Source organism: Pseudomonas sp. S3E12, assembly GCF_001702295.1.
GTDB lineage: Bacteria > Pseudomonadota > Gammaproteobacteria > Pseudomonadales > Pseudomonadaceae > Aquipseudomonas > Aquipseudomonas marginalis.
Map to the genome: position 1 here is coordinate 118,731 of NZ_MBDT01000016.1, position 14,393 is coordinate 133,123.

The window sequence follows — 14,393 nt, forward strand, 5'->3', positions numbered from 1 at the left end:
TCAACGGCGACCGTTGAAGTAGCCCGAAAGTTGATGAAGGCTTTTGCCGGCCGTGAGCAGCAGCGGGCGGATATGGTCCTTGCCCAGGATCTGCGCATGCTTGACCGCGCTGATCAGGTCGTAGCGCGACGAGCCTTCGCTCATGCCTTCGGCCAGGACCTTGCAGATGATGTGGCTGGGCGTGACCCCGAAGCCGGCGTAGCCCTGCACATAAAAGGCATTCGGGCGCCCGCTGAGCGTGCCGATCTGCGGGAACAGGTTGGCCCCGGTCGCCATCGGCCCGCCCCACGCCAGGTCGATCTTCACGTCCTTGAGGTAGGGGAAAATCTTCAGCATCAGGTTGCGGTTCCAGGCCTTGAGGTCCAGCGGGATGTGCTCGACGAAAGGCGTGGCGGCACCGAACAGCAAACGGTTTTCGTTGGTGACCCGGTAGTAGTCGATCACCGGGCGGATATCGCTGTAGGCGCCGCGAATCGGGCTGATGCGGTTGATCAGCTCGTCGGATAGCGGTTCGGTCATCAACTGGAAGGCGTAGGTATTGACCGTGGTCTTGTGCAGTTCCGGTTCCAGCTTGTTGAGGAAGCTGTCGCAGGCCCACAGCAACTTGGAGGCTTTGACCGAGCCTCGGCCGGTGCGCACGGTGATGCGTTCGCCATAACTGACTTCCAGGGCCGGGCTGTGCTCAAAAATGCGCACGCCGTGGCCGGCCAGGGCCTTGGCTTCGCCCAGCAGCAGGTTCAGCGAGTGCACGTGCCCGCCGCCCATGTGCAGCAGCGCGCTGGTGTAGGCATCGGAACCGATGATCTGCTTGACCTCGGACCCCGCCATAAAGCGGATTTCGTCCTTGGTGTTGATTGACTTGAAGTCCTTCTCCCAGGCGCGCAGGGTTTTTTCCTGGCGGGCGTTGAAGCCCATGTAGCCGTAGCCGTGGCAGAAGTCGGCGTCGATCGCGTACTTGGCGATGCGATCCTTGATGATGCCGGCGCCCAGCTCGCTGATTTCAAAGATCTGGCGCAGGCCTTCGTCGCCGACCTGGTTCTTGATTTTCTCCAGGTCATGGCCGATCCCCGCCATGATCTGCCCACCATTGCGACCCGTGCCGCCGAAGCCCAAGTAGCGCGCTTCGAGCACCACAATGTTGGTGATGCCTTTTTCGGCCAGTTCCAGTGCGGTGTTGATGCCGGAGAAACCGCCGCCAATCACCACCACATCGGCTTCCACGTCCTGTTCGAGGGTGGGGAAACTGAGGTTGTATTTCTTGGTTGCCGAGTAGTAGGTCGGCGTTTCGATATTGATCATGGCGCAGCCTGGAAAAGTGAAGGGAAACTCACTGCAGAGCCGACACGAAGCTCTGTGCCTGTTGGGGTGTATTAGGTGCCTTCCGAGCGGTAGGTGTCTTGATTCTGTGTGCCGCCGCTCTTGACCGTGGCTGCCAATCATCAACCTTGAATCCGGCCGCGCGGTAAAGCCGCACACGGGCAACAATCGCCAATGCTAGAATGTTGTTAATCTGTTAACCAATTGCGACGCCGCCATCCATGTCCAAACCGCGCCAATCCCTGACCCTCACTTTGCTCCATGCGCGTGAAGCCGCCATGGGGTTTTTTCGCCCTTCGCTCAATCAACACGGACTGACCGAGCAGCAATGGCGGGTCATTCGGATCCTCAGCCAGCATGAGGAGCTTGAGATCAATCGCCTGGCCGAGCTGGCGTGCATCCTCAAGCCGAGCATGACCGGAGTGCTGGTGCGCATGGAAGCGGCAGGCATGGTTGAGCGGCGCAAGGCGCAACAGGACCAACGCCGCGTGCTGGTGCGGCTGGCCGAGAAGGGCCAAGCCTGTTTCGACTCGATGAGCCAGAGCATGGAAGCCAATTACCAGCGCTTGCAGGCGGGGTTTGGCGAAGAGAAGTTGCAGACCTTGCTGACCTTGCTCAACGAACTGAAAACCCTCAAGCGCTAGTTAAGCTAGCCCCACAGCTGCCGAGCGCAAGCGAGGCTGCGTTAGTAGACGCCGCCGGCCGTGACGGCAGGCGCCGGTGAGTCCTTAAAGGCCGCCGCCAGGCTTTGCAGCCCGCGCATCAGCACCGTGGTGTCGACACCCACCGCCACGAACGCCGCGCCCAGTTCGATGTAGCGCCGCGCCAGTGCCTGGTCGGCGCTGAGAATGCCGGCGGCTTTGCCGGCGTTGCGGATGCGCGCGATGGCGTCTTCGATGGCGGCCTGCACCTCGGGGTGGCCGGGGTTGCCGCGATGGCCCATCGACGCGCTCAGGTCCGCCGGCCCGATAAACACCCCGTCGACGCCTTCCACCGCCGCAATCGCCTCCAGGTTGGCCAGGCCCTCGCGGTTTTCGATCTGCACCAGCAGGCACATCTGCTCATCGGCGTGGTCGAGGTAACCGGCAATGCTGTTCCAGCGTGAAGCCCTGGCCAGCGCACTGCCGACGCCGCGCACGCCCTTGGGCGGATAATGGATGGCTTTCACCAGCGTACGCGCCTGTTCTGCGCTCTCCACCATGGGCACCAGCAAGGTCTGTACGCCAATGTCGAGGACTTGCTTGATCAACGCGGTGTCGCCGATCACCGGGCGAATCACCGGTTGGCTGGGGTAGGGCGCCACGGCCTGGAGCTGGCCGAGCAGGCCGCGCAGGTCGTTGGGCGCATGTTCGCCGTCGATCAGCAGCCAATCGAAACCGGCGTTGGCGGCCAGTTCCGCGCAATAGGCATCGGCCAGGCCCAGCCACAGGCCGATCTGGGTTTCACCGCTGCGCAGGCGATGTTTGAAGGTGTTGACAGGCATGTCCATGAGCACTCTCCCGTTAAACGAATCGGCAGGCAATCGAACCCAGCATGTCGTAGTCGACATGGAAGGTATCGCCAGGGTTGGCCGCCACCGGGCGGGTGAAGGAGCCACCCAGGATGATTTGCCCGGGTTGCAGGGTGACGTCATAGGCGGCCAGTTTATTCGCGAGCCAGGCCACGCCCTTGGCCGGGTGATTGAGCACGGCGGCGGAGACGCCGGACTCTTCGATCACACCATTGCGGTAAAGCACCGCCGGCACCTTGCGCAAGTCGATCTCGGTGGGCCGCACGGCCCGCCCGCCCATGACCACGCCGGCGTTGGCGGCGTTGTCGGAGATGGTGTCGAACACCTTGCGGGTCGCCTTGGTGTGCGGGTCGACCTGCTGGATGCGCGCATCGATGATCTCCAGCGCCGGGATCACCCATTCGGTGGCGTCGAGTACGTCGAACACCGTCACGTTCGGGCCTTTCAGCGGTTTGCCCAGGATAAACGCCAGCTCCACCTCGACGCGCGGCACGATAAAGCGCTCGAAGGGGATGTCGGTGCCTTCATCGAAGAACATGTCGTCCAGCAACGCGCCGTAATCCGGCTCGGTGATATTGGACGAGACCTGCATGGCCCGGGAGGTCAGGCCGATCTTGTGGCCGACCAGCTTGCGCCCGTCCTTGATTTTTTGCGCGACCCAGGCGCGCTGGATGGCATAGGCGTCGTCGAGGGTGATCGCCGGGTGATCGAGGGAAAACTGACGCACCTGTTCGCGTGAACGTTCGGCCTGGTCGAGGCGCGCGGCGGCTTGCAAAATGAGCGATTGATCAAGCATGGCAAGAGTCTCTTATTGAGGGTTGACGATGGCTGCCCGGGTGCGCAGCACCAGCAGGCCACCGAGAGCAATCAGCAGCGCCAGGACGTACAGGGCCAGGCTGGCGCTCTGGGTGGTGTCGCGCATCCAGCCGATCAGGTAGGGCGCGAAGAATGACGCGATGCTGCCGAACGAGCTGATCAGGGCGATCCCGGCGGCCTGGGTGTTATTGGAGAGGAACGCGGGAGGCAGTTGCCAGAACATCGGCAACGCCGCGCTGGCGCCCATGCCGGCGACGATCAGGCCGCCCAGCACCACGGCCGGGTTGGCGGGGGCGAGCCCGGCGATGGCAATGCCGGCGGCCGACATCAGCAAGGGCACGCACAGGTGCCAGCGGCGTTCACGCTGGCGGTCGGACGAACGCCCGCAGCCGATCATGAAAAAACACCCGGCCAGGTACGGCACCGCACTGAGCAGGCCGACCTTGCCGTCGCTGCCGATGCCGGCGCCGTGGATCAGCGTCGGCATCCAGAACGCCAGGGTGTTGACCGCCAGCATCACCGCGAAGTACACCGCCACCAGCAGCCACACCTGTGGGTTGCTGAGAATGGCGGAAAACGAGGTGATGGATTTGCGGTGTTCTTCCCGGTGCAGTTGCTCGCGCAGGTGTTGCTTCTGTTCCGGCGCCAGCCATTCGACCGTCTCGAAGCTGTCCGGCAGGCACTTGAGCACCACCAGCCCGAGCAGAATCACGGGGGCGCCTTCGATGACGAACATCCATTGCCAGCCGCGCAGGCCGCCCAGGTCGTGGAAGTGTTCAAGGATGCCGCCGGAAAGCGGGCCGCCGATCACCCCGGCCATCGGCACTGCGATGGCAAACAGGGCGGTGACTTGCGCGCGACGCCCGGCCGGGTACCAGCGGTTCAGAAACACCAGGATGCCCGGGAAGAAACCGGCCTCGGCCACCCCCAGCAAAAAGCGCAGCACATAGAAGCCCATGGCGCTGTCGATCAGGAACATGCAGGTCGACAGCACGCCCCACACCACCATCAGCGTGGCAATCCAACGTCTTGGGCCGACACGGTCCAGGGCCATGTTGCTGGGCACGCCGAACAGCGCGTAGGCCACGAAGAACAGGCCGGCGCCGAAGCCATAGACCGTGTCGCTGAAGTTCAAGTCCGCGCTCATCTGCATCTTGGCGAAGCCGATGTTGATGCGGTCGAGATGGGCGAAGAGGTAGCAGATCAGCAACAACGGCATCAGCCGCCAGGTGATGGTGCTGTGGGTACGGTCGCTTGCGACCTGGCCGAGGTTGTCGGCGGTATGGGCTGTGCTCATGGTTTTATACTTTTTATCTGAGAGGCCGAGGGTGTGAACGGGCAGGGTGCTTTAGCCGACCTGCGCCTTGAGGAACGCATGCACGTTGTTCTGCTTGAAATTGAGCTGCTCGTGCAGTTCGAGCATTTCAAACGACAAGGCCAGCAGGCGCCGGGCCTGAAGCGCGGCGAAGTGCTGGGTGATGACCTCGAACAGGCGCTCGGCGACGTGCTGCCGTGTCGCCAGGTCGCGGCCATGGCCGACCTTCAACGTCATGTGCACGAACGCGTAGTCATGCTTGCCGTCGGCCATGCGCCAGGTGTCCAGGCGCACGCCACGGCTGCGGATGCCGCCCAGGGGAAACACGCCGCTGGCGCCCAGGCTGGCGTGGACTTTTTCAAACAGGCCCGGCAGGTCTGCCTGCTGTTCGATGTTGTCGGTGTATTCAGCAATGAAGTGAGGCATGAATGGCTCCTTCAGGCCGCGCGGGGATGCCGCGCGGCCATGCGGTCAAACAGGGAAAATGGCGTTGATCTGCCCGGTGCCCGAGCTGCCGAAGGGTTCGGTGATGATCTCGGCCGGCTTGTCGTAGTCCGGCCCGCCGAGCAAACCGAGAAGCATGGCGGTGTCGTGCATCTTGCCTTCGCCAAAGCAATGCTCGGCGTAGTCCGGGAGCATGGCGCAGAACTCTTTCCAGCGGCCCTGGCGCCACAGTTCCACCACATGCAGGTCGACCTGCTTGTCGAATTCACGGGTCCAGTTATGAATATTGGCTTCGGCATTGCGGTCGTCGGAGAAGCGGTGCGACAGCGACCCCGAGGCCAGCACCACGACTTTGCGATCGCTCTTCTCGATGGCCCGGCGCACGGCGGCGCCGAAGGTGAAGCTGTCTTGCAGGCGATGCCAGGCACACCAGGCGGCAATCGAAACGACGTTGAAGGTCTGCTCGTCCGGTACGCCCATGTGCATGTAGCGCATCGGCACCAGGGTGCCGTACTCCAGCTCCAGGCTCGGGATGTTGTGGGCCAGGGTGCGCACGTCGGCGGCGTTGGCCTCGGCGGCGATCAGCTCGCCCAGCTCCGGGCAGCCGGGGTATTCGTAGGCCATGTTCTTGATGAAGTGCGGCAGTTCGTTACTGGTGTAGATGCCCTTGAAGTGCTCGCCGCTGTTGACGTGATAGGCGCTGTTGACCAGCCAGTGCACGTCGAACACCACGGCGGTATCGGCGCCCAGCTCGCGGGCGCGCCGACCGATTTCCTTGTGCCCGGCAATCGCCGCATCGCGGCAGCCGTGGTGCTTGCCAGGCAGCTCCGACAAGTACATCGAGGGTACGTGGCAGATCTTTGCTGCCAGAACTACTTCGCCCATGATCATTCTCCTGAGTATTTATTCTTTTGTAGGAGCGAGCTTGCTCGCGAAAAACATCAACGATAACGCAGCACTTCCGTTAGCCGGCGGCGCCTGCGGATTCTTCGCGAGCAAGCTCGCTCCTACAGGACGCGTTGTTGTGTCCGGCTTACACGCCCCAGCGCGGGATGTGATGACTTCCCATGGAAATGCACACGTTCTTGATCTCGGCGAACACTTCGAAGCTGTACTGGCCGCCTTCACGGCCGGTGCCGGAGCCCTTCACGCCACCGAACGGTTGGCGCAGGTCGCGCACGTTCTGGCTGTTGATGAACACCATGCCCGCTTCGATGCCATAGGCCAGACGATGCGCCTTGCCGATGTCCTGGGTCCAGATGTAAGACGCCAGGCCGTATTCGGTATCGTTGGCCAGTTGCAAGGCTTCGGCTTCGTCCTTGAACGGAATCAGGCACACCACCGGGCCGAAGATTTCTTCCTGGGCGATACGCATATTGTTGTTCACGTCAGCGAACACCGTGGGCTGGATGAACTGGCCTTTGCTCAGGTGCGCCGCCAGGTTGGCCGGGCGCTCCAGGCCACCGGCGAGGAGGGTGGCGCCTTCTTCCATACCGATCTTGATGTAGCCGGTGACCTTGTCGTAGTGGGCCTGGGTGATCATCGAGCCGACCTGGGTTTTCGGGTCTTGTGGGTCGCCGACGATCAGGCGCTTGGCGCGCGCGGCAAACTCAGCGACGAACTGCGGGTACACGCTTTCCTGGATAAAGATCCGGCTGCCGGCGGTGCAGCGTTCGCCGTTGAGCGAGAAGATGGTGAACAGCGCGGCGTCGAGGGCACGTTCCAGGTCGGCGTCTTCGAAGATCAGCACCGGCGACTTGCCGCCCAGTTCCATGGAGTACTTTTTCAGCCCGGCGGTCTGCATGATTTTCTTGCCGGTGGCAGTGCCGCCAGTGAAGGAAATCGCGCGGACATCGGGGTGACGCACCAGGGCATCGCCGGCGGTGGCGCCGTAACCCTGGATGACATTGAGCACGCCTTTTGGAATTCCGGCCTCCACCGCCAGGCGCCCCAGTTCGTTGGCGGTCAGCGGCGACAGCTCGGACATTTTCAGCACCGCGGTATTGCCCAGGGCCAGGCACGGCGCGGTTTTCCAGGTGGCGGTCATGAACGGCACGTTCCACGGCGATACCAGCGCGCAGACACCCACCGGCTGGTACAGGGTGTAGTTGAGCATCTGGTCATCGACCGGGTAGCTGTGGCCGTCCATGCGCGTGCAGACTTCGGCGAAAAAGTCGAAGTTGTGCGAGGCGCGGGGAATCAATACGTTTTTGGTCTGGTGAATCGGCAGGCCGGTGTCGAGGGTTTCCAGTTCGGCCAGGTGCGGCACGTTCTGTTCGATCAGTTCACCCAGCTTGCGCATCAAGCGCGCCCGTTCCTTGGCCGGGGTGCCCGCCCATTTCGGGAAGGCTTCCTTGGCCGCCGCCACGGCTTGCGCGACTTCCTCGGCGCCGCCGCTGGCGACTTCACCGATGGCTTCGCCAGTGGCCGGGTTGTAGTTGACGAACACGTCTTTGCTTTCGACCTCACGGCCGTTGATCCAATGTTTGATCATGCTGCTCAAGCCTCTTTACGGGCGCTGAAGAACGCCGCTTCGCTGACAATTCGGTTAACCAGGCGACCTACGCCTTCGACTTCCACAATCACTTCATCGCCAGGCACGACGTCGGCCAGGCCTTCGGGGGTGCCGGTGGCGATCATGTCGCCGGGTTGCAGGGTCATGAAGCTGGACAGGTATTCGATCAGGTAGGGAATGTCGAAAATCATGTCCCTGGTGCTGCCTTCCTGGCGCAACTCGCCGTTGATCCAGGTGCGCAGTTTCAGGTTGCTCGGGTCCGGCACATCGGCCACATCGACGATCCATGGGCCGACGGGCGTGGTGGTGTCACGGTTCTTCACGCGCAGGTTGGGGCGGTAGTAGTTTTCCAGGTAGTCGCGAATCGCGTAGTCGTTGCACACCGTGTAGCCCGCCAGGTAATCCAGGGCGTCTTCGCGCTTGACGTTGCGCGCCGGCTTGCCGATGACGGCCACCAGCTCGCACTCGTAGTGCATGTAGGCGACGTTATCCGGGCGCCAGGTCACCTGGTTGTGGCCGGTGTAGGTGCCCACGGACTTGATAAACGCCAGGGGTTCGGTCGGCGGCTTGAACGCCAGTTCAGCGGCGTGGTCGGCATAGTTCAGGCCCAGGGCGAACATGCTGCCGGTGGCCGGTGGCAGCCATTGCACCTGGTCTTCGGCCAACAGGCGACCGTCGGCCAGGCGCACGGCGTTTTCAGCTTCGACCTGTACCGAATGGACTTCACCTTCAAAGCGAATACGGGCGTGTTTCATGGGAGCTCCTCTGCCTTGATGTGGTTGACCAGGCGGCCGAGGCCGCTGATCTCGACCTCCACGGTGTCGCCGGGCTGCACATCCACCCGGCCTTCAGGCGTGCCGGTGATCAGCACGTCGCCTGCGTGCAGGGTCATGAATTCGCTGATCTCGGCGATCAACAATGGAATGTTGCGCACGAAGTTGGCCGTGGTGTTGTGCTGGCGAACCTCGCCGTTGACGTACAGCGTGATCGCGAGATTGTGCGGGTTCGAGACCTGTGCGGTGGGGATCAGCTCGGGCCCGATGGCACAGAACCCATCGCGGCATTTGGCTTTGACGGCGGGGCGGTAGTAGCTGTCTTCCGGCAGGCTGAACTCATTGACCAGGGTGTAGCCGGCCACGTAGTCGAGGGCTTCGGCCGCGCTGACGCGACTGGCGCTCTTGCCCATCACCACCCCCAATGCCGGCCCAGGTTGCAGGCGCTCGCCCTGGCCGGGATGCACCACCTCGGCGCCGTGCTGGTTGCGGGTGTTGGGCGTCTTGATGAACAGCACCGGCTTGACCGGCGGTTTCTGGTACGGCGGCTGTTCGAATTCGGCGAGGCGCTGCTTGAGCAACCCCTGGTAGTTCAGCGCGACACCGAAAAGGGTGCCGGTCGCGATGTCATGCAAGGCACGGCTCATGGGTTCTCCTGGCAGGGCCATGGCGGCCTTGCATTTAGTTAATGTGTTAACAGTTATAATTAAGATGTTAACTATCGTCAAGGGTGTAGACTGTCCACGGGGTGCTTGCAGGGTGAGCACCGCTGCATCAGGGCAATCACAATAAAAACGAGTAGCGTGCGATGAGCGACCGTCAACCCATCCCGAACATCAACATTGGCCAGGTGTACGACCAGCGCTACAGCGACGCCGAAGTCCATTACGACAAGCTGGCCAACCTGGCGGATTTCTTCGGGCGCAACATGCCCGTTCACCGGCATGACCGGTTCTTCCAGGTTCACTACGTAAAAAGCGGCACCGTGCGCGTGTACCTGGACGACCAGCAATACGTCGAGTCCGCGCCGATGTTCTTCCTCACGCCACCCACGGTGCCGCACTCGTTTGTGACCGAGGCCGACAGTGATGGGCATGTGCTCACGGTGCGTCAGCAATTGGTGTGGCAACTGATCGAAGCCGACGCCAGCCTGGCGCCGGCCGGTGTGCAATTGCCGGCCGCGTGTGTCGCCCTGACGCAGTTGGCGCCGCAATACGCGGGCGATATCCGCCGCCTGGATTATCTGTTCGAGGAACTGCGCGAAGAGGTAAAAGCCCAGCGTTCCGGGCGCAGCGCAGCCCTGGACAGCCTGACGCGGTTGATCATGATCAGCCTGTTGCGGCTGTGTTCGAACTCGTTGAAAGCCACGCCCGCCCGTCACGAAGACTTGAAAATCTTCCACCGCTTCAACGAGCTGATCGAAGCGCACTACCAGCAACACTGGCCGTTGTCGCGCTATGCCCAGGGCATCGGCGTGACAGAGGCGCGGCTCAATGATGTGTGCCGGCGCATTGCCGACTTGCCGTCCAAGCGCCTGATCCTGGAGCGCCTGATGCAGGAAGCCAAGCGCCTGCTGTTGTTTACCGGCAGCTCGGCCAACGAGATCTGCTATCAGCTGGGGTTCAAGGACCCGGCCTATTTCAGTCGTTTTTTCCAGCGTTACGCCCAGCTCACTCCGGGGGAGTACCGCCAGCGCCAATCGGGATTGCGTTGAGCCAGGCATAAGGGAGGTCTTGTTGATCTTGTGCGGATCATCATGAGCATCGCCGTGGTGCAACAGAATGGCTTTTACGCCGAACCGATTGTACTTTTCACAGCCCCCAGGCCGCTTGCAGCGGTTGGCCGGCGACACTAAGCTGCCGACTCGCCCATCCAATTGGTGCCGATATGGCCAACCCCAGACCTTCGCTGACCCTGACCCTGCTGCAAGCCCGTGAAGCCGCAATGGCGTTCTTCCGCCCGGCGCTGAACAAGCATGCACTGACCGAGCAACAGTGGCGGGTCATTCGGATCCTGCGCCAGCAGGGCGAACTCGAAAGCCATCAACTCGCCCAGCAGGCCTGCATCCTGAAACCGAGCATGACCGGAGTGTTGACGCGCCTGGAGCGCGACGGCCTGGTGCGCCGGCAGAAGTCCAGCCAGGATCAGCGCCGGGTGTTCGTGGGCCTCACCGAGCGCGGCCAGCAGTGTTTCGTCTCCATGAGCGAGGGCATGGAAAGCAACTACCAGAAAATCGAAGCGCAGTTTGGCGCGGAGAAAATGCAGCAGCTGCTGGACTTGCTCAATGAGCTGAAAAACATCAAGCCTTGAAGGTGAAAAAAATCATTAACAGGTGAACGTGTTTGCCCGAGGCTGGCATCGCGTGCGCACATCCTCACTATCCATTTTCGGCACACATGCACGCGCTGCCCCGGGTTCGGAATGGAACTTGCGTGCGATACGACCTGTAAGCCTTGCAACTGAAAAAGGTTAGGTCAATGAACAATAATAATGTGCAGATGCCTGCGGCCTCGGTGGTGCTTCCACCGGCGTTACCCCTCCAGCGTTTCCTGACCAGCGACATCGATGAGCACGCTCGCAATATGGGCGGCTGGCAGGTTCGCTACGATCAGTTGTCACCCGGCTCCTTTGCCGGTGAGTTGCTGGAGTTCCGCTCGGACTGGATGCAACTGGTGCGCGACCGCTCTAATCAGGCCATGGTCAAGAGTGGTGTGGCCTGGAAAGGTGCGATCACCTTCAGCATTCCCTTGAGTGCCGACGGCCCGGTGTATTGCTCGGGGCATCCGATCCACGAGCCCAGCCTGTTGGTGGCCCACGGTGAAAACCTGCCCGAGCTGCACACTCCACAGCACCTGGACCTGCTCGGCGTGGCCATCGAAGAGCACGCCCTGGAACATGTGCTGGAGTGCCAGGGCATTCAATTTCGAATTACCGATCTTCCCAGGTGTTACCGCTTGGGTGATTCATCCGTGCAACGTGACCTCGCGGCGTTGTTCGACGAGCTGGCGGGCTGCGATGCCGTGCTCGGGCATGACTCGATCCGCCGCGGCATCCGCGATGCGGTGATGCTGCATATGCTGGAGTTGATCGCCCCGGACCAGGCGCCACCCCTCAACCCCACGGCGCGCAAAAGGATGGTCGATCGCGCCCGCGAATATGCGTTGAGTCACCTCGACGAGCCGCTGTCGATCCTCGACCTGTGCAACCACATCGGCGCCAGCCGGCGCAAACTCCAGTACTGTTTTCAGGAGACCCTGGGCATCAACCCGGTGGCCTATCTGCGGGCACTGCGCCTCAATGCGGTGCGCCGCGAACTGCGAACCAGCACCCAAGCCCACGGCGTACAGGAAGTCGCGGCGCGCTGGGGCTTCTGGCATTTGAGCCGGTTCGCAAGCGATTACCGCACCATGTTTGGCGAAAGCCCTTCCCAGACCCTGCGTCGCACGCAACTCTGCTGAAAACGGATAACCGCCGCACTCTGCGCGTTACTAGGATGGCCCACACCACTTGATGGGAGGGGCATTCGATGATTCACCACAATAATGCAAGCGCCACACGCATGACGCTGTTCACCCTGGGGCTGCTGGGTTGCTGCGCCAGTGTCCAGGCCACCGAGAACGGTGCGCCGACCACCGCTGTCGGTGTGTACGATTTCGGCGCGGGGATGATGCCGCCGGCCACGCCGTTCGGGACCGTGGGGCTGCGCACGGCGTTTTACTCGGCCAATGTGCAGAAGGACCGTAACGGTCGCTCCGTCGACAACCGCTTCTCACTGGATGTGTTGTCCATCGGCGTCGCCTACATGCGCATGACCGATCACACGGTGCTGGGCGCCAACTATGGTTTCGGCGTGGTGGTACCGTTCTTCAAGATGGACGCTTCCGTCAAGGTACCGACCCCGGCCGGCCCGCTGAGCCTGGAGGCCGATCCGTTTCGAATGGCCGACATGCAGTTTCTGCCGGTGATCCTGCAGTGGAACCTGTCGCCGAACCTGTTTATCAACACGCAACTGCAGATCCAGGCGCCCACCGGTGACTACGACAAGAATCGTTTGATCTCCCCAGGGCTCAATCACTGGACGTTCTCGCCGATCGTCAACGCCACCTACATCACCGACGGTGGCTTCGAGGTTTCCTCAAGCGTTGAGGTGGACGTCAATACCCGCAACCCCGCGACCGACTACAAGAACGGTGTCGAGTACCGCCACGAATTTGCCGTGGGCCAGCATGTAGGGCCGTGGACCCTGGGCCTGGGCGGTTACTACTACCGTCAGTTCAGCGATGACGACGCGCCGGGGCTGCAATCGGGCAACCGGGCGCGGGTGCTGGCTGTCGGGCCGGCCGTGAGTTACTTCAAGCCCGGTCTGCCGCCCATTTGGCTGCACGCCTACAAGGAAACCGATGCCCGCAACCGTGCCGAGGGTTACACCGTGGCACTGCGCATTTCTCAAAGTTTCTAAGGGGCTGGCCATGAACTCATCACATTCCGATTCCCCCTCGCCGCGGCAAGCCACCGGGCGCCGTGAAGGGCTGGTGCTGATGCTGGGCAGCAGCCTGACCATCATGGGCGCGGCCATGGTCGCGCCGATCCTGCCCAAGCTGGGAGCCGAGTTCGGTGCGCTGGAACCGCGCGCCGCCCTGCTGGTGCCCTTGGCGGTCACCGGGCCGGCACTCGCGATTGCGCTGTGCGCCCCCCTGGCCGGCTGGTTGGCCGACCGGGTCGGGCGCAAGGCGTTGCTGGTAATCGCCACGCTGTTGTATGCCGTGCTCGGGGCCATCCCGGCGCTGCTGGATAACTTGCCCGCCATCGTCGGTGTACGCCTGCTGTTCGGCGCGGCGGAGGCGGCGGTGATGACCTGTTGCGCGACGCTGATTGCCGACTATTGGCACGGCGAGGAACGGCTGCGCTACATCAATCGGCAAGTGGTCACCATCGGTTTGGTCGGCTCGCTGTTCTATGTCGTGGGCGGCGCGTTGGGCGAACACTCCTGGCGCCTGCCATTCCTGCTGTACCTGCTGCCACTGCTGTTGATACCGATGATGATCAAGGTGCTGTGGGAACCCGCCGCCGCCCGCCAGCCCGTCGAGGTGGCTGAACAGGGCAGGGTGGCCGTGCTGCCGTTGGTGCTCGGTTATCTGCTGATCCTCAGTGGGATGGTGCTGAGTTTTATCGTGCCGATCCAGGCGCCGGTTTTACTTGTCAGCCTCGGCATCACTTCAAGCACGATGATCGGGCTGTCGGCGGGGGGCAGTCTGCTGGCGACCTTGGGCGGTTCGTTAGCCTGGCCGCTGCTGCGCCGGCGCATCGGCATCCCCGGTTGCAATGCGCTGTTGCTGAGCCTGCTGGGCCTGGGGTTGTGGCTGCTGATGCGCGCACCGAGCTACAGCATGGTGCTGGTGGCCGTGCTGATCCATGGCCTGGGCGCCGGGCTGCTGGTGCCCAACGCGATGGCGCCGGTGATGAATGCCCTGAGCGCGAAAACCCGCGGGCGCGGCTTGGGTGGGTTCACGGCGTTTCTGTATTTCGGTCAATTTGTCAGCCCGCTGGTGGTGGCCGTGCTCAGCGTTTACTCGGGTGACGTGCGTCGTTCAATCCTGTGGCTGGCCTGCGCCAGTTTTGCCTCGGCCCTGGCCTGGGCACTGGCAGGCCTGCAAGCACGGCGCAAAGCGCTGACCCAGTCATTCGTAATCAAGAGGAGATAAG

The 14,393-nt window shown here is 62.4% G+C and carries 15 protein-coding genes; 6 read left to right on the forward strand and 9 right to left on the reverse strand.

Annotated elements, in window-relative coordinates:
- Nucleotides 1-1,299: an FAD-binding oxidoreductase gene (locus BB029_RS14130; protein WP_027603486.1), complete on the reverse strand. Its 1,299-nt coding sequence runs from the start codon at nt 1,297-1,299 to the stop codon at nt 1-3.
- A 239-nt stretch (nt 1,300-1,538) separates the two neighbouring features.
- On the opposite strand from BB029_RS14130, the gene hpaR (BB029_RS14135) reads away from it, so the two are divergent.
- On the forward strand, nt 1,539-1,961 hold the full coding sequence (gene hpaR, locus BB029_RS14135; RefSeq protein WP_027603487.1) for a homoprotocatechuate degradation operon regulator HpaR: 423 nt from the start codon (nt 1,539-1,541) through the stop codon (nt 1,959-1,961).
- A gap of 41 nt (nt 1,962-2,002) precedes the next feature.
- Here the strand turns inward: hpaR (BB029_RS14135) and hpaI are convergent, their stop codons facing one another.
- From hpaI to BB029_RS14175, 8 genes are all read right to left on the reverse strand, one after another.
- A complete protein-coding gene (hpaI, locus tag BB029_RS14140) occupies nt 2,003-2,806 on the reverse strand; it encodes a 4-hydroxy-2-oxoheptanedioate aldolase (protein WP_065939653.1) in 804 nt (267 codons plus the stop codon).
- Nucleotides 2,807-2,819: 13 nt separating this feature from the next.
- Complete coding sequence (gene hpaH / locus BB029_RS14145) at nt 2,820-3,623, reverse strand: 2-oxo-hept-4-ene-1,7-dioate hydratase (RefSeq protein ID WP_053139661.1); 804 nt, start codon at nt 3,621-3,623, stop codon at nt 2,820-2,822.
- 12 nt (nt 3,624-3,635) lie between these two features.
- On the reverse strand, nt 3,636-4,940 hold the full coding sequence (locus tag BB029_RS14150) for an MFS transporter (RefSeq protein ID WP_065939654.1): 1,305 nt from the start codon (nt 4,938-4,940) through the stop codon (nt 3,636-3,638).
- 51 nt (nt 4,941-4,991) lie between these two features.
- A complete protein-coding gene (locus tag BB029_RS14155) occupies nt 4,992-5,384 on the reverse strand; it encodes a 5-carboxymethyl-2-hydroxymuconate Delta-isomerase (protein WP_065939655.1) in 393 nt (130 codons plus the stop codon).
- A gap of 45 nt (nt 5,385-5,429) precedes the next feature.
- Complete coding sequence (gene hpaD / locus BB029_RS14160) at nt 5,430-6,287, reverse strand: 3,4-dihydroxyphenylacetate 2,3-dioxygenase (protein ID WP_065939656.1); 858 nt, start codon at nt 6,285-6,287, stop codon at nt 5,430-5,432.
- Between the two features lie 148 nt (nt 6,288-6,435).
- Nucleotides 6,436-7,896 carry a 5-carboxymethyl-2-hydroxymuconate semialdehyde dehydrogenase gene (gene hpaE / locus BB029_RS14165; RefSeq protein ID WP_065939657.1) on the reverse strand — a complete coding sequence of 487 codons (1,461 nt, stop codon included), beginning with the start codon at nt 7,894-7,896 and terminating at the stop codon, nt 6,436-6,438.
- 5 nt (nt 7,897-7,901) lie between these two features.
- Nucleotides 7,902-8,672: a fumarylacetoacetate hydrolase family protein gene (locus BB029_RS14170; RefSeq protein WP_065939658.1), complete on the reverse strand. Its 771-nt coding sequence runs from the start codon at nt 8,670-8,672 to the stop codon at nt 7,902-7,904.
- Complete coding sequence (locus tag BB029_RS14175) at nt 8,669-9,337, reverse strand: fumarylacetoacetate hydrolase family protein (protein ID WP_065939659.1); 669 nt, start codon at nt 9,335-9,337, stop codon at nt 8,669-8,671. Before BB029_RS14175 ends, BB029_RS14170 begins: the two co-directional genes overlap by 4 nt.
- Nucleotides 9,338-9,498: 161 nt before the next feature.
- Between BB029_RS14175 and hpaA the strand changes: the two genes are divergently transcribed.
- The 5 genes from hpaA to BB029_RS14200 all read left to right on the forward strand — a co-directional run bounded on the left by hpaA (nt 9,499) and on the right by BB029_RS14200 (nt 14,392).
- The gene (gene hpaA, locus BB029_RS14180; RefSeq protein WP_065939660.1) at nt 9,499-10,404 is read left to right on the forward strand and encodes a 4-hydroxyphenylacetate catabolism regulatory protein HpaA; all 906 of its coding nucleotides are present in this window, start codon (nt 9,499-9,501) and stop codon (nt 10,402-10,404) included.
- Nucleotides 10,405-10,577: 173 nt separating this feature from the next.
- Nucleotides 10,578-11,000: a homoprotocatechuate degradation operon regulator HpaR gene (gene hpaR, locus BB029_RS14185; protein ID WP_027603497.1), complete on the forward strand. Its 423-nt coding sequence runs from the start codon at nt 10,578-10,580 to the stop codon at nt 10,998-11,000.
- Nucleotides 11,001-11,167: 167 nt separating this feature from the next.
- Nucleotides 11,168-12,148 (forward strand): helix-turn-helix domain-containing protein, encoded by a 981-nt coding sequence (locus BB029_RS14190; RefSeq protein WP_065939661.1) that lies wholly within the window; start codon nt 11,168-11,170, stop codon nt 12,146-12,148.
- Between the two features lie 68 nt (nt 12,149-12,216).
- Nucleotides 12,217-13,149 carry a transporter gene (locus BB029_RS14195; RefSeq protein WP_065939662.1) on the forward strand — a complete coding sequence of 311 codons (933 nt, stop codon included), beginning with the start codon at nt 12,217-12,219 and terminating at the stop codon, nt 13,147-13,149.
- 10 nt (nt 13,150-13,159) lie between these two features.
- Complete coding sequence (locus BB029_RS14200; RefSeq protein ID WP_065939663.1) at nt 13,160-14,392, forward strand: MFS transporter; 1,233 nt, start codon at nt 13,160-13,162, stop codon at nt 14,390-14,392.
- Nucleotide 14,393: the final 1 nt, after the last annotated feature.